Origin of the sequence: Frondihabitans sp. 4ASC-45 (genome assembly GCF_049472575.1) — a bacterium.
GTDB lineage: Bacteria > Actinomycetota > Actinomycetes > Actinomycetales > Microbacteriaceae > Frondihabitans.
Window position 1 is genome coordinate 102,303 of the sequence record NZ_JBCEBN010000008.1, and the last position, 14,402, is coordinate 116,704.

At 67.1% G+C, this 14,402-nt stretch carries 18 protein-coding genes and 1 tRNA gene; 8 read left to right on the top strand and 11 right to left on the bottom strand.

What is annotated here, in order from left to right; all coding sequences use genetic code 11:
* Window positions 1-218 precede the first annotated feature (218 nt).
* Complete coding sequence (dcd, locus tag VH571_RS13090) at window positions 219-821, bottom strand: dCTP deaminase (RefSeq protein ID WP_423264951.1); 603 nt, start codon at window positions 819-821, stop codon at window positions 219-221.
* A gap of 193 nt (window positions 822-1,014) precedes the next feature.
* On the opposite strand from dcd, the gene VH571_RS13095 reads away from it, so the two are divergent.
* On the top strand, window positions 1,015-2,055 hold the full coding sequence (locus tag VH571_RS13095) for an NAD(P)H-quinone oxidoreductase (RefSeq protein WP_423264952.1): 1,041 nt from the start codon (window positions 1,015-1,017) through the stop codon (window positions 2,053-2,055).
* 110 nt (window positions 2,056-2,165) lie between these two features.
* On the opposite strand, the gene VH571_RS13100 is transcribed toward VH571_RS13095, so the two are convergent.
* The 5 genes from VH571_RS13100 to VH571_RS13120 are packed head-to-tail and all read right to left on the bottom strand — an operon-like array spanning window position 2,166 to window position 4,552.
* Window positions 2,166-2,777 carry a hypothetical protein gene (locus VH571_RS13100; RefSeq protein ID WP_123940683.1) on the bottom strand — a complete coding sequence of 204 codons (612 nt, stop codon included), beginning with the start codon at window positions 2,775-2,777 and terminating at the stop codon, window positions 2,166-2,168.
* Complete coding sequence (locus tag VH571_RS13105) at window positions 2,774-3,418, bottom strand: hypothetical protein (RefSeq protein WP_423264953.1); 645 nt, start codon at window positions 3,416-3,418, stop codon at window positions 2,774-2,776. The genes VH571_RS13100 and VH571_RS13105 overlap by 4 nt, the downstream gene beginning before the upstream one ends.
* The gene (locus VH571_RS13110; protein ID WP_423264954.1) at window positions 3,415-3,861 is read right to left on the bottom strand and encodes a hypothetical protein; all 447 of its coding nucleotides are present in this window, start codon (window positions 3,859-3,861) and stop codon (window positions 3,415-3,417) included. The genes VH571_RS13105 and VH571_RS13110 overlap by 4 nt, the downstream gene beginning before the upstream one ends.
* Window positions 3,861-4,049 (bottom strand): DUF2273 domain-containing protein, encoded by a 189-nt coding sequence (locus VH571_RS13115; RefSeq protein ID WP_055961273.1) that lies wholly within the window; start codon window positions 4,047-4,049, stop codon window positions 3,861-3,863. Before VH571_RS13115 ends, VH571_RS13110 begins: the two co-directional genes overlap by 1 nt.
* Window positions 4,046-4,552, bottom strand: a complete 507-nt coding sequence (locus VH571_RS13120; RefSeq protein ID WP_123940677.1) for an Asp23/Gls24 family envelope stress response protein — start codon at window positions 4,550-4,552, stop codon at window positions 4,046-4,048. The genes VH571_RS13115 and VH571_RS13120 overlap by 4 nt, the downstream gene beginning before the upstream one ends.
* A 140-nt stretch (window positions 4,553-4,692) precedes the next feature.
* Here VH571_RS13120 and VH571_RS13125 point away from each other — a divergent pair, with 140 nt between their 5' ends.
* Genes VH571_RS13125 through VH571_RS13135 form a run of 3 tightly spaced genes read left to right on the top strand, consistent with a single transcriptional unit; the run spans window position 4,693 to window position 6,217 of the window.
* Complete coding sequence (locus VH571_RS13125) at window positions 4,693-5,316, top strand: RNA polymerase sigma factor (protein WP_233572954.1); 624 nt, start codon at window positions 4,693-4,695, stop codon at window positions 5,314-5,316.
* Complete coding sequence (locus VH571_RS13130; RefSeq protein ID WP_157510098.1) at window positions 5,313-5,876, top strand: hypothetical protein; 564 nt, start codon at window positions 5,313-5,315, stop codon at window positions 5,874-5,876. The genes VH571_RS13125 and VH571_RS13130 overlap by 4 nt, the downstream gene beginning before the upstream one ends.
* Window positions 5,873-6,217 (top strand): hypothetical protein, encoded by a 345-nt coding sequence (locus VH571_RS13135; RefSeq protein ID WP_423264955.1) that lies wholly within the window; start codon window positions 5,873-5,875, stop codon window positions 6,215-6,217. The genes VH571_RS13130 and VH571_RS13135 overlap by 4 nt, the downstream gene beginning before the upstream one ends.
* Before the next feature lie 338 nt (window positions 6,218-6,555).
* On the opposite strand, the gene VH571_RS13140 is transcribed toward VH571_RS13135, so the two are convergent.
* The 4 genes from VH571_RS13140 to VH571_RS13155 all read right to left on the bottom strand — a co-directional run bounded on the left by VH571_RS13140 (window position 6,556) and on the right by VH571_RS13155 (window position 8,503).
* Window positions 6,556-7,083: a flavin reductase family protein gene (locus VH571_RS13140; protein ID WP_423264956.1), complete on the bottom strand. Its 528-nt coding sequence runs from the start codon at window positions 7,081-7,083 to the stop codon at window positions 6,556-6,558.
* Window positions 7,080-7,592: an NADPH-dependent FMN reductase gene (locus tag VH571_RS13145; protein WP_423264957.1), complete on the bottom strand. Its 513-nt coding sequence runs from the start codon at window positions 7,590-7,592 to the stop codon at window positions 7,080-7,082. The genes VH571_RS13140 and VH571_RS13145 overlap by 4 nt, the downstream gene beginning before the upstream one ends.
* 300 nt (window positions 7,593-7,892) lie before the next feature.
* Entirely contained in the window at window positions 7,893-8,363 is a 471-nt protein-coding gene (locus tag VH571_RS13150; RefSeq protein WP_423264958.1) for a GNAT family N-acetyltransferase, read from the bottom strand.
* Window positions 8,360-8,503, bottom strand: coding sequence for a hypothetical protein (locus VH571_RS13155; protein WP_423264959.1), 144 nt, complete (start codon window positions 8,501-8,503; stop codon window positions 8,360-8,362). Before VH571_RS13155 ends, VH571_RS13150 begins: the two co-directional genes overlap by 4 nt.
* A 328-nt stretch (window positions 8,504-8,831) precedes the next feature.
* Between VH571_RS13155 and VH571_RS13160 the strand changes: the two genes are divergently transcribed.
* From VH571_RS13160 to VH571_RS13175, 4 genes are all read left to right on the top strand, one after another.
* Window positions 8,832-9,692, top strand: coding sequence for a hypothetical protein (locus tag VH571_RS13160; protein ID WP_423264960.1), 861 nt, complete (start codon window positions 8,832-8,834; stop codon window positions 9,690-9,692).
* Window positions 9,693-9,784: 92 nt separating this feature from the next.
* Window positions 9,785-10,363, top strand: a complete 579-nt coding sequence (locus VH571_RS13165) for a hypothetical protein (RefSeq protein WP_423264962.1) — start codon at window positions 9,785-9,787, stop codon at window positions 10,361-10,363.
* Window positions 10,364-10,402: 39 nt separating this feature from the next.
* Entirely contained in the window at window positions 10,403-10,867 is a 465-nt protein-coding gene (locus tag VH571_RS13170) for a hypothetical protein (protein ID WP_423264963.1), read from the top strand.
* 184 nt (window positions 10,868-11,051) lie between these two features.
* Window positions 11,052-11,122 (top strand) — tRNA-Gly (locus tag VH571_RS13175).
* Window positions 11,123-11,331: 209 nt separating this feature from the next.
* Here VH571_RS13175 and VH571_RS13180 read toward each other — a convergent pair.
* Entirely contained in the window at window positions 11,332-14,391 is a 3,060-nt protein-coding gene (locus VH571_RS13180) for a type I restriction endonuclease subunit R (protein WP_423265014.1), read from the bottom strand.
* Window positions 14,392-14,402: the final 11 nt, after the last annotated feature.

A 14,402-nucleotide genomic window follows, 5' to 3' on the forward strand; every position in this document is an offset into this window, starting at 1 on the left:
CTTGCAAATTCGAGAGTGATCGCGGCTACGGGCCGGTCCGATCTGCGTCGGGTCGCGGATTTTGCTCTCAAATTTGCAGGCGGGGGCGCCGGATCCTGGGCCCCGGGCACTGCCTTTGCAAATTTGAAGGAGATCCTCGCGACACGCCGCGCCGATCCGCCTCACTTTTGCCGGATCGCGAGTTTCTCCTTCAAATTCGGCAGGAGCAGAAGCAGCAGCTAGTCGCGAGCAGACGACGGCTCGGCGCCGGTGTCGGTCGCGCTGAAGTTCTGGAACGACCGCGACGCCGTCGGACCCCGCTGCCCCTGGTAGCGCGACCCGTAGACCGACGAGCCGTAGGGGTTCTCGGCCGGCGACGACAGCCGGAAGTAGCAGAGCTGCCCGATCTTCATGCCCGGCCACAGTTTGATCGGCAGCGTCGCCACGTTCGAGAGCTCGAGGGTGACGTGGCCCGAGAATCCGGGGTCGATGAACCCAGCGGTCGAGTGCGTCAGCAGGCCGAGCCGACCCAGCGACGACTTGCCCTCGAGGCGCGCGGCGATGTCGTCGGGCAGGCTGACCCGCTCGTAGGTCGAGCCGAGCACGAACTCACCCGGGTGCAGAATGAACGGCTCGTCGGGCTTCGACTCGACGAGATGCGTCAGCTCGGGCTGATCGACGGCCGGGTCGATGAACGGGTATTTGTGGTTGTCGAACAGCCGGAAGAAGCGGTCGAGGCGCACATCGATGCTCGACGGCTGAATCAGGCTGGGGTCGTGGGGGTCGAGCCCGATTCGTCCGAGTTCGAGTTCGGCCTTGATGTCGCGGTCGGAGAGCAGCACGCGGTCAGCCTACTGAACCGGGGCCCGCCCGAGCCCGCGTCGACAAACTAGGCCACAAGGATCCGGCCCGACCCCGCTCCAGCCCCGACACCGCTCTCCCCTCGACCCCGCTCCCACCCCGCGTCGCGTCGCGTCGGCAGCTCAGGCCATAAGCGTCCAGCCCGCCGGAAACCCCAGGGTGCAGGATCGGGGGATGCGCTTAGTCCTGATTTCCCAGCCGGGAGGGCCCGAGGCCCTCGTCACCGCAACCGCCCCCGACCCCGTGGCCGGCCCCGGCGAACTCCTCATCCGCGTCGCGGCCGCCGGCATCAACCGTGCCGACGTCGGTCAGCGCCAGGGCAACTACCCGCCGCCTCCCGGAGCCCCCGAGTGGCCGGGGCTCGAGGTCTCGGGCACGATCGAGGCCATCGGACCGGCTATCGAGACAGCCAGCGCCAGCGACTCCGGCGATGGCGACGACACCGGCACCGGCACCGGCACCGGCACCCCCGACTGGAAGGTCGGCGACCAGGTCTGCGCTCTCCTCGCGGGCGGCGGCTACGCCGAGCTCGTCGCGGTCGATGCGCGCCTCGTGCTTCCCGTCCCCTCCGGAGTCGACCTCGTCGAAGCCGCCGGCCTCCCCGAGGTCGCCGCGACCGTCTGGTCGAACGTGTTCTGGCACGCCGGCCTGCAGCCGGGCGAGACGCTTCTCGTGCACGGCGGAACCAGCGGCATCGGCACATTCGCGATCCAGCTCGCGACGGCACTGGGGTCGAAGACCATCGCGACCGCAGGATCCGACGCCAAGGTCACCTTCATGAACGACCTCGGCGCCGCGGGAGTCAACTACCGCACGACCGACTTCGTCGAAGCGGCGAAGCAGCTCACGGACGGACGCGGCGTCGACGTGATCCTCGACCTCGTCGGCGGCGACTACCTGGCGCGCAACATCGACGCGCTCGCGATGAACGGCCGGATCATGGTGATCGCCAACCAGAGCGGCGAGGCGTCGTCGTTCCAGCTGGGTGCGCTCATGCAGAAGCGCGGCCGCATCTGGGCGACCACCCTGCGCGCGCGGCCGATCGAGGAGAAGGCCGAGATCGTGGCCGGAGTGGGCCGCGACGTGTGGCCGCTGGTCGAGCGCGGCATGGTGAAGCCGATCATCGACGAGGTGTTCCCGCTCGACGAAGCCGCCGACGCCCATCGGAGGATGGACGCCGGCGGGCATATCGGCAAGCTGCTGCTGAAGGTGTAGCTGGCTACGGGCCGCCACGTGGGAGTTAGCAGACCTCGTGCGGACTACGAGACGTGCCGCGGCACGAGGGGTAGTCCGCACTACGTAGTGCGGCGGGCAGGGCTCGGGCGTCAGCGAACGCGCGAGTCAGCCCCGGGCCGCACCGGCGACGCGCCGACGACCTCGACCAGCACCGGGATCTCCGCTTCTCCGCCGAGCACGCGGTCGAGGCCGCGCACCGCACCGGAGGCCGCTTGGACGGCGTCCGTCGGAGCCGATCCGGCGGTGAGCCGCAGGCGGATCTTGAGCGCGGGCGCGCCCTTCAATTCGTACGCGACCACCGAGACCGAAGCGACGTCACGGCGAGAGGACAGCGCGTCGACCAGGGCGGTCTCGGCGAAGCCCGACGACACGATCACGCGCCCGGCGTTCTCGTCGAGGTCGACCACTCGGTCGGTGCGTCCGCGACCGCGGGTCACGATGGCCACCAGAGCGATGATGACGATCAGCAGGCAGAGCACTGCGAGCAGCCACGGCAGGTAGCTGCCGTCGAACGGCTCGTTGCCGCCGGCCCGGGTGTTCGAGAGCGCCGTCGACTGGGCGTCGCGGGCGGTGGTCAGCCAGTCGCGCAGGAGCGGCGCTCCGGGCAGCGCCGTCGCGGCGACGAAAAGCCCGACGGCGAGCGAGATGACGCCGAGCACGATCAAGAAGAGGCGATTCGCGAAGCGATTCGTGGTGGTCATGCGCCGAGCCTTCCGTTCGGGGTGACGCGCGCTTCGGCGGTCACGGGCGGGCGGTACGCGATGCGACCGAGCTCGTCGTTGGCGGCGCGCAGCACGGCATCGGTGTCGGCGGTGGAACCCGACGCCGGGGTGATCGTGATGCGGGCGCTCGAGCGAGCGACCCACGCGGTGACCTGGCCGGGAGCGAGTCCGCCGGCGATCCGCGCGTTGCGGGCGAGAGAGGCGGCAATCACCTGGTCGTCGACGACCACGGCGACGCGGTCGTCGTCGATCGTGTGGCGACCCCGGCGGCCCGGGGTGAGCCCGATCACGACGAGCACGAGACCGAGGATCGCCGCGGCGATACCGGCCGCGATGACGAGCGCGGGCTGGGCGGTCGCGGCCGACAGCAGCGTGGCGACGGCGTCGACGGGCGAGAACAGCAGGGGCGGTTGTCCGAGCGCCGCGTACACGGCCTCGACGCCGACGTATCCGACCGCAAGGATCAGCACGATCAGCATCACGACGGTGGCCCCGGAGCGCGACGAGTGGGTCTCGCGACGCAGGATCCGCCGGGTCACCCCCGAAGGAACGCGCGCCACGGCAGACGTCGGCTTCGACTGGGAGCCCGCCGAGGGATCCTTGGTGGGTGCGGTGGTCATCGCAGCTCCTCTTTCTTTTCGAGCTGGCTGCCGGTGATCGTCACGTCGACGCGCGACACGGCGCGACCGGCGATCTCGTTGACGCGACGGGTGACGGTCTCTTGGAGCGAACGCACGGTGCCGATCACTCCGCCGGCGGGAGCCTCGGTCGCAGCGTCGAGGCGCGGGATCGTCAACGGGGTCGCGACGCGGAGGGCCAGTCGACCCTCGTCGTCGTGCGCGTCGACCCGCACGTCGTGGTGCGAGACACGCAGCTCGTCGGCGACGATCGCGCTGCCCACGCGCTGAAGAGCGCGCGGGGCGATGCTGACGTGGCCGGGGATGACCGGGCTCGCACCCGGCACGTCACGGCTAAGAGTGGCCGTCGGGGAATCAGGATCCGACGACCACTCGCTGGAGGCCGCGCCGGCTGCGTCGCCGGTCGCGGCGGTGTGGGGACCCATCAGGACGAGCGCCGTCCGCGCAACACGTCGAGAAGACTCGAGGCGTCGAGCTTGCCGGAGGCGATCCGGCCGACGAGGGCGCCGACAGCGATGAACACGGCGACGAGAAGGAAGGCCCAGAAGCCGAATGCCACCGCGACGACGCCGAGCACGGCGCCGATCGCGATGCCGGTGGTGGTGGCGGTCACGAGACGCGGCTCTCGGCGGGCTGGTCGTCGTTGTCGTCGTCGTCACCGGGGATGTGCACGTCGTTGATGGCGACGTTGATCTCGGCGACCTCCATGCCGACGAGCTCGGTGATCGCCTGGGCGACCGCGACACGGACCTGCTCGGCGACTGAGTTCATCGGCACCGGGTATTCGACGACGATGGTGACGTCGGCGGCGACCTGGGTCTCGCCGACCTCGACGCGCACACCCTGCGACAGGTCGGTCGAGCCGATCACGTCGCGGATCGCACCGAACGCACGAGCCGCACCGCCACCGAGGGCGTAGACGCCGGGAACCTCGCGGGCGGCGATGCCGGCGACCTTCGAGATCACGCTGTCGGCGATGACGGTCTTGCCGGTCGCGGTGGAGGCCGTGACGGCACTCGACGTGGTGGTGACCGGGGTCGCGACCTTGTCGACGCGGCTGGTCGAAGTCGGGGTGGTCGAGGTCGGGGTGGGAACGGTGGGCTTGGTGTCGGCCATGTGATGCTCCTTCGATGCGTGAGGGGGCGACGAAATCGCCGCTCAGGAGTGAGACGGTACCCGCTCCAGAAACGTCACGGAATTCGTTGAAAAAGTTTTCGGGGCCCCCGTTTGTCGTCGGCATGGTGTTTGCTGAACGGGTGAAGGTCGCCGCATCTCCTGAGGCCCCGCACCCGCCCGAGCAGCAGCTCGCCCCCCAGGCCGGTGCCGGCCTCGACGGTGCCTCCGACGGGCTTCTCGCTCGCCGGGCCGCCGACGGCGATTCACGAGCCTTCGAGGTGCTCCTCCGCCGCCACCTCTCGCTGATGACCGCCTATGCAGTCCGCCTCACCGGTTCGCGGGCCGACGCCTCCGATGCCGTCCAAGAGGCGTCGATCGCCATCTGGCGCGAGCTGCCGACGCTCACCACCCCCGACGCGGTGCGCGGCTGGATGATGCGCATCGTGTCGCGCAAGGCCTTCGATCTGATGCGCGCGCGGAAGCCGGTGGATGACATCGACGACGAGGCGGTCTCGAACCGGTTGCCGGTGAGCGAGTCCGCGGATCCTGCGCGTCTCGCTGTGACCGGCGACGCCATGTCGGGCCTGCGCGCGGCGCTCGATCGGCTGCCGCCTCTGCAGAGGCAGAGCTGGATCCTGCGCGAAGTCGGCGGTGAGTCGTACGGCGAGATCGCCGAGCACCTCGGCATCACCACCACAGCAGCCCGCGGTCAGCTCGCCCGCGCCCGAGAAACCCTGACCCGAGAGATGGAGGCGTGGCGATGAGCGAGCAGACCGTGACGCTCGAGCGGCTGTCCGACTACCTGGATTCGGGCCGGTTCCCCTACGACCCCGAGATCGAAGACGTTCCCGAGAACGCCGGGCAGTTGGCCGTGCTGCAGCGGCTCCGCTCGCTCTCGGGGCGCCTCATCTCTGACGAGGCCGCAGCCGAACCGGAGCCCGACCCGAGCTGGTTCTCCGGGGTGATGGACCGCGTGCGCCGCGAGGCCCGCTCCGGGCGAGACATCCCTCTGCTCGCGAGCGACGCGTTCGAGACGCTCCACGTGACCGAGGGCGCGGTACGCGGCCTCATCCGCGAGGCCGGCGACTCCGTTCCCGGGGCCGTCGTCATCTCATGCTCGATCGACGGTTCGGTCACCGAGCTGGGCGCGCCACTCCACATCGAGGTGACGATCAGCGCTCTCCGCGGCGAGTTCGTGCCCGCCATGGCCGACGAGGTCAGGCAGGCCGTCGCCGATCGGCTGACCGCGCAAGAGCTGGTGGTCGAGACGGTCGACATCGTCATCGGCGACGTGCATCTGCTCGAAAGCGAGGCCTCGCAATGAGCGTCGACCTGTCTCGCAGTCTCGCCGATGAGATCCTCGCCCTCGCCAAGGCAACGCCCGGGGTCGCTGGCGTCTACGCCCGCCCCGGCATCGGCCAGCTGTCGCGCATCGTGCGCGAGGGCGTCGCGGTCGTCTCGGGCTCGGGCTCCGACGGCTCGGTGTCACCCATCGACGTGCACGTGACCGCCGAGGCCACCCGCATCGAGTTCGACGTCGCCCTCGCGCCCGGCCAGGTCGGCCCCGCCGTCGCCCGGGCTGTGGCTGCTGCCGCTCGCACCGCGGCCGCCGCGAGCGGGTTGCCGCCGGCCGTGGTCGACGTGCGGGTGGTGTCACTGGGCTGAGCGGGCTGCGCTCGGGCCTCTGCGTGCGCTCTCTTTTGCCAATTCGAGAGCAAAACCGCGACTCGACCCGGATCGGCCCGGCGTTTCACCCCGATCGCTCTCACAGTGGCGAGCGGGGCGGGCGAGACTCAGGATCCGGCGCCCGGCGTGGTCACTTTCCAGAAGCCTCGCGGCGCCACCCCCACCGCTCGGCCCGGGCCCGCCTCTGCAGCCGGTTTCTTCTCGACGGTGGCCGCCGTGAGCGGTGAGTGTCCACGATCTGCTGGTATTCGGGGCGCTGCACCAGCAGATCCTGGACACCCACCGCCCGAAGGCCGGGCGGGAGGGAGCGACGGCGGCTACACAGCCGTCAGGTGACGGAAACGCGTGCCGTGATAGATCAGAGGATCCTGGCCCTCGCCGACCCGCACGGCCGTTACTTCCAGCAGGACCACGTGGTGATCACCCGCCGGAACCTCGCTGCGGATCACGCATTCGAGCCACACCGCGGCGTCGTGCACGAAGATCGCACCCGACTGGGGCTGGTGCAGGTCGAGCCCGGCGAAGCGGTCGCGGGTGCGGCTCGACAGCTGGTAGCAGGCCTCGTCGTGAGCAGAGGCGAGAATCGAGATGCCGATCCGCTCGGCCTGCTTCAGCACCGGCCAGGTGGTCGACGAGTTCTGCACCGAGAACATCACCATGGGCGGATCGAACGAGACTCCGACGCTGAATGACGACGACACCATGCCGACCTTGACGCCGTCGATCTCGGCCGCGAGCGCCGCCACTCCCGAAGGGAACGCGCCGAACGCCGACTTGATCGCGAGGGCGGCATCAGGGTGCTCGGCCCCGGTGAGCAGGGCGGGAGTGACCTCGGCGAGACTCATTTCTGACCTGCCGCGCTGAGCCCGGCAGTCGCAAGCACAATCTCGCGCCATTGCCCGAGCCACTTTTCGTAGGATCCTTCGTCGGCGTACGTGTTCTCGTTCAGATACAGCCCCTGCGTCGGCGCGGTCGCCCCCAACTCGACGAGGATCGGCTTGAGCAGCAACTCCGGAGCCAACGCATGCGCCGGCCCCGCCCCGAGCATCAGCGGCACCACCGTGACGCCCGCGAGCCCGGTCGCCCCGGCGAACTGGTCGAGGAAGCACTTCAGCACCCCCGTGTAGCTCGCCTTGTACGTCGGAGACGCGACGACCACGAGGTCGCTGCCCGAGACGGTCTCGACGGCGGCCTTCACGGTCTCGTCGCCCCAGCCGAGCAGCGAGGGCCCCAGCGTCACGACGTCGACCACGCTGTCGGGCGCTCGGCCGGTCAGCGATTCGGCCACGTGCCGCGCGGCGTCGAGCGTGCGAGAAGCCGGCTTGGGATTACCGGCAACAACAGTGACGATCATTCGCTCTCCTCGGGGTTGGCTGCGCCCAGTCTTCGCCCGCCGCGTTTCTGTCGCGTACCCTCCGAATTAAGCGTCGATTACGCCAGCGCACTGCACCATTCCGCCGCGTGCGTTCCGACAAAAGCCCCGATCAGCATCCGAATCGCGTCCCGTTGAGCCCCAAACCGCCGCCGCCCCGAGTGATTCGGCCACCACACCCGGCACCCTCTTCCGCGGCCGCCGCTCGGCTCGAGGCTTCACGGCCCGTTGCATCGGCCGCCGCACGACAGGGGGCAGCGACACTGCGGCCGACCAGGCCGCCTAGTGACTAGACGACTCGACGGGCAGGTCGTATGTGACCCACCGGGTCGCCGTCGCGACGGAGTCGTAGAGCGACCGCGCCGTCGAGTTGTCGGCCGCGGTCACCCAACGGACGACTGTGGATCCTTCCGCCCCGGCGATCCGTCGAGCCTCGTCGATCAGCTCGGACGCGACGCCCGACCGCCGATGCCCGGGACTCGTGAAGAGGTCGTCGAGATACAGGCCGGTGCTGGCCGACGACGGGCGCGCGAACCGCCGGAGGTTCGCCAGGCCCGCCAGCTCCCCGCCGCGGACGACGACGAGCCCGGACAGCCCGAACTCCCCCTTCGACACCCACCCCCAGGTGCGGTCGACAGCGTCGTCATCGGGAGCGAGCTCGTAGAAGGCGCGGTACTCGCGGTAGAGCCGCTTCCACTCGGCCTCGTCTTCCCCCATCACAGCGCGAACAACGGACCCGATTTCGTCAGTCATCCCGGAAGGGTACCGGCCCCGCCCAGGCCTGAGCCGAGCTCGGTGGGCCCGCCCGTGGTCGACGTGCGGGTGGTGTCGCTGGGCTGAGCGGCCTGCGCCCCGGCGATCGTGCTGTGCGCAAATTTGAGAGCGAAACCCACGACTCGACGCGGATCCGCCCGGCTTCTGGCCACGATCACTCTCAAATTGACGGAAGAGCCGAGGATCCGGCGCCAGCGCATGCACGAACCGGGAGTCTTGCGGCGCCACCGCCGCCGCTCGGCCCGGGCCCGCCTCTGCAGTCGGTTTCGCGTCGGCGGTGGCCCGCCGCGAGCGGTGACTGTCCCCGATCTGCTGGTGTTCGGGGCCGGGCATCAGCAGATGGCGGACACTCATTGCCCGGGAGGGCGGGAGGCGTGCAGGCGGACGGGCGTCACCTCCGGCACGACGACGTGGTGACTGACCGACCTGCGGCAGCTACGGGTCGACGTGCCTCAGACTGAGCGGGTGAAGTGGACGGATGACATCGACCGGGGTGCGTGGCTTCGAGAGCGAGTTCCCTTCGACGGCGGCTATGCCACCGTTGCGGGCACCGGCTGGGATGCCTACGCCCGCATCCTGCATCCCGCGAGGGCGTCCGGTGAAGTCAATGGCAAGTTCGTCGAGCACGAATGGACGTGGGCCGAGGCCGCCCGACGCCGCGGAGTCGGCATGCATCCCTTCGTTGGCTGGAACACGATCGGGCGCCAGGACGGCCAGGTGAAAGTCGATGGCCTCCTCCTCTCCCCTGGCCAGGAGGGTCTCCTCGAACCCCATCTGCTGCGCCACCTCGCCTCCGTTCTGGAAGGGGCGACGACGACCCCGGATGACATCACAGTCGGCGTCTGGAACGCATCCGGCCTCGAGGCCGGCACAGGCACGGTGGCCGCGTTCGCATCCTCGTCCGGGCCGAACGGAGCTGAGCCCCGAGTGGCACCGACCGACGCCGAAATGCGGGCACTGATGGAACGCCTGGCTGAGGAAGCGTGGTCGCAGCTCCGCTCGGGAAATCTGCCCCAACCCTCCGAGGTTCCTTATCTGGAGTTGCCCTACCGGGAGTACTACCTGTCGATCACCACCCTGCACGAACTGGGAGACCTGGCCGAGCACGATGACGACCTCGACATGGGTGTGCACTTGATCTGGCCTGACGACCATCAGTGGCTCGTTGCCAGCGAAATCGACTTCGACTCCACCGTCGTCGGGGGTTCGAAAGGGCTCATCGAGCGCATCGTCGCCCATCCCGCCCTCGAGGCATTCGAGGTTCGCGAGACCGATCATTTCGACGTCGACGCTCGCACTGTGAGGTAAGGCCTTTCTCGGGATGAACTTCAGGGACCGTTGCAAAGCTCACGAAGACCCCGCAGCCATAAAGTGAGTCGCCGAGCCGATACGCTCTGGGCATGAACGTGGGGTCGGTAGTACTCGGGGTGTCGACGGCGCTGGCGATCACGGCAGCGGTCGGCGCGGTTATCGCGATCAGCGCCTCGCAACCCGTTCAGGGGCCGGAGCCGATCCGTGGGCCGCAGATCGGCGTCTGCGGGTCGCCCCAAGAATCGGACGCCGCGACTTTCCACGCGATGGCGGCGAGCTTCCTCATCAAGAACACCTCAGGCTCACCGGTGACGATCCGCGCCATCCGTCCTCAGACTCTGAAGGGGCTCGCCTCTGCGAGGGTGACGCTCGCCCTGGGAGCGGACGACAAAAAGACGGACGGCTACGAGGTGGCAGCATCAGTAGGCGTTCCGGCCACGGAAGTGGCTCACAGCTCGACGGTCGCGGCCGACGGCACCACAATCGCCCCGCACTCGTTCGCAACGATCATCACGAGCATGACGCTGGCCGATGGCGCGAGGGCCGGGAGCGCCGGCGACTTCGAGCTGACATCGAATGGCCCTTCTGGCTCGCTCCACACCCAGATGATCCGAGCATCCGTCGGCCTCGGCGTAGACGATCTGGCCTGCTCCGCTCTGCCTGGGTAGCAGCGCCGCACGGAACCGCCGTCCCACTACAGTTCCCCTATGCCAGAGGAGCCCGTCGAGAAGGTCCCCGTCGGGTTCTGGCGCCACGTGCCCTGGATCTACGTGGTCGGCCTCGTCGTGTCGGCAGTTCTCGTCGGGTTCATCGGCTCGTACTACGACACGTCTGGCGGGGCGGCCGTCATTCTCTGGGGTGGGTTCATCACGGCTGGATTCCAAGAGTCACGCAAGTCGGAACGCAAGCGAATCGCAGACGGCGACCCGCAGCCGTCTCGCCGTCCGACAACGAACGCGGCCGAGGTCGCACTGACGGCCGCCCTCATCCTCTTCAGCGGTGCTCTGGTCGTCTTCGTGTCGTACATCAACTTCGGCGACGACGACCGTTCGCCGACACCGACGGAGGCAGTCCTCGCAGGGATCGCCGTCCTCATCAGCGCCCTCACGGTCACCGCCGTGGTCCTGTGGGCAAGACGAAAGAACAAGCTCAGAGACCAGGCCGCAGCGTAGCGGCGTGCTCGTGCAGAAACGCCAGTTCAGGATCCGACTCGCGTCCCCTCCGCACCCCAACCGCCGCCGCGCCGAGTTGCGCGGTCATCAAATCCGGCGCCCTCTTCCGCGGCCGCCGCTCACCTCGGCGTGCTCTCGGTGCGACTTTGCTACGCTAGGCCTGCTGCTCTCCCGGGGGCGGTGCGCGAGTGTAGTTCAATGGCAGAACTTCAGCTTCCCAAGCTGATAGCGCGGGTTCGATTCCCGTCACTCGCTCTCTAAAGAGTGCAGGCGTGACTTGAGGCCGGAAGACCAGTTGGCGTGCAGGGACTCCTAAGGACCCCTTGGCGGCCTCGAGTCCAACAGAAGACGCAAGGTCATGCACGCTGGCGCTCTCGACTTTGCCCAGGGTTTTCACGCCCTCTGCAGCAGGGACGATCGCCCTTGCGATGGCTTCCAGGTACGTGTCGCTCGCCCATCTCCACTCACTCCCTCGCAGCAGATCGAAGTCGCTCGTAAAGGCCTGCCTGAAGAAGTACCTTGATTAGGCCGCCGATGTCCTCCATCTGCAGGAGTGCCGAGATGGCCTTCTCGTGGCCCTCCCCGGCCGTGTAGAGCAGTTCCTCGACCTGACTGTGGATCGTCGGCGAAGTGTCGAAGTCTGCTTGAGTGTTGGCCATCGCCTCTGCCTGCAGCTGAGGGTTGTCGACAGCGTGCCTGAACACAGACTCGAAGCTATTCACCTGGTCCGTCTCTCCGAGCCCCGAGCCGGCGAAAAGGGTGTTGAGCTGATTGATGATTTCCGACAGCCACCCGTACTTGGTTTCTTTTGCTTGTCCAGAGCCGCCCTCGGTGATGCCAGCGAGTTCACCGGCTTCGCCTTGAGTGAGGCCGAGAGATTGCTGGTCCATCCGCCGCAGCCGGTAGTGGGTGAGGATCACGTCGTCGAGGTCGAGAACTGGGGCTTGGGGTTCGTCTCGCTCGATGACGCGGCGAAAGACACGGAGGAAGATCGCCCACTTCTCCACTCGAGTGTCTTCGTAATTAATGATTTGGGAGAGGAAGTCGTAGGAGCGGACAAACGCGTTAACGGTCCCGCGGAAGTCTTCGAGCCTTGCCCTTTCGAGATCGTCGCTTGTCTCTGCGGCGGTTCTCCACCGGTCCCAGAATCGGTCGCGGGACGTCTTCACGCGGCTGTACAGCGTGTTGTTGCTGATCTTGTTGATCCAAGCATCGACGACCTGGTCGACGTCGATTTCATCGACGATGTGCATGCCCTGGAGTTTTCCGAGCATGTCGTGAATAACGTCCGGATCCGAAGGTGTCGTCAGCAGGGCTTCTTCGTAGTACACCTGGAACGCAGCAAGAATCTCCGCCGGGTCGTTCACGAAGTCGAGAATGTAGGTGTTCTCTTTGCCAGGGATGACCCGGTTCAGACGGGACAGCGTCTGTACGGCAGTGATGCCAGACAGCTTCTTGTCGACGTACATGCCCACCAACAGAGGCTGATCGAACCCGGTCTGGAATTTGCTTGCCACGATCATGACTTGGTATTCCTCACCGGCGAACGCAGCCTCGAGGCGCCGGCCATGAAGGCCGGGGTTGCTGGTGGCCTCAGTGATATCGGAATCCCCGGTGTCGGGGTCAGCCACGGAACCGGAGAAAGCGACGAGAGTGCCCAGGACGCCGGTCAGACCGTGGTCTTTGATGTAGGCGTCAATTTGTGTCTTGTATCGGACCGCTTCGAGGCGCGAGGCGGTGACGACCATCGCTTTCGCCCTTCCGCCGAGTTCGGAAGAGACATTGGCGCGGAAGTGCTCAACGATAACGGCGACCTTCTGGGCGATATTCACCGGGTGCAGGCGCACCCATCGCATCAGTTCCGTGTTCGCCTTCTTCGTGTCCACCTCCACATCCCTGTCCGCATGCGCGTGCGCGACGGTGAACGCAAGGTCGTAGGGTAGGTAGTTCTTCAAGACGTCGAGGATGAAGCCTTCCTCGATGGCCTGCTTCATCGAGTACAAATCGAACGGCCCCGGCACCCCAGTGATTTGGTCCGGGCGCCCGAAGAGCTCAAGGGTCTTCCCCTTCGGCGTGGCCGTAAATGCGAAGAACGAGATAGTTCCGCGACCACCGACGTTGCGATCCATGAGATCCGCAAGAACAGCTTCAGAGTCCACGAGGTTCTCGTCGTCCTCGGCGCTCGCTGTCAGGACTTGCTTGAGAGAGGCAGCAGCTTCCCCGCTCTGAGACGAATGCGCTTCGTCGGCGATCACCGCATAAGTGCGGTCAGCTAACCCGACGTCTTTTTCGATCACGTCCAAAGCAAAAGGGAACGTCTGCAACGTTACGCCGATAATCTGCCGTCCCGCGAGCAACGCTTGGGCGAGCTGAGCGGACTTCGAGCCGTCACTCCCCGACGTAATGCCCTCGAAAACCCCAGGCCGAGACTCTAGTTGTTCGACGGCACGCTGGAGTTGCCCATCCAACACCTGCCGATCGCTAACGACAATTACCCCGTCGAATACCTTGCGGCCCACGGGTGTATGGAGTGACGCCATCCGGTGGGCGGTCCATGCGATGGAATCCGTCTTGCCCGACCCGGCAGAATGCTGAATCAGGTAGCTTCCGCCGGGACCCTCGGACCGGATGGTCGCCTCAAGTTTCGTGACGGCGCGCCACTGGTGATACCTAGGGAACCGGACCTGCCGGTCATACGTCTTCGCGCCCGTGAGCGGATCTTGCCGTTCCTCAAACCGGTAGTGCAAAAACCGGCCGACGATGTCCAACCAGGTCTCCCGCTGCAGGGTCTCTTCCCAGAAGAAGGCCGTCGGCGAGGTCTCGTCCCGATTCGGATTCCCAGCGCCATTATTGCGACCCTGGTTGAAGGGCAAGAAGTACGTGTTCACTCCCGCGAGCTTCGTCGTCATGAACACCAACTCGTTGGAGACAACGAAGTGCACGAGGGCGCCCCGTCCGAATGCCAGCAGCGGCTCCCCTACCGGGACTCGATCCTGTGCGTACTGCTTGAGCGCGGCCGCTGCATTCTGCGTCAGGTCCGTCTTGATCTCGACCGTCGCCACCGGGATGCCGTTCACGAACAGGACAAGATCGAGGCGGTTGCCGTTTCTGGTCGAGTACGAGACCTGCCGCATCACGCGCACCCTGTTCGCCGCAAAACGTGCCTCTGTAGTCGCGTTCAGGTCGGTCGCGGGCCTCGACTGAAACAGCGACAGGGAAGCGGGGGTAACGCCGATTGGGCGTTTCAGCACGTTCAACGTGCCACCTGAGTTCATCGGATCCGTCGCCAAGACCCGCACGACACGATCCAGAACCCGCGACCGCCCCTGCGCCTGCTGCGCGTCTGTTCCTTCCGGCTTGACCACCTTTGCCAGATCGTCGGGCTGAGTTTCCTGCAGGAACACCAACAGGTCCTCCGGGAACAGGGCGCGCTCCCTGTCGTAACCGGCATCCGTCGGCGAGTACAGCCAGCCGTTCGCGGCCAGGTGGGTGCAGAGTTCCGACTCGAACGCCTCCTCATGCATGATGCTCACCG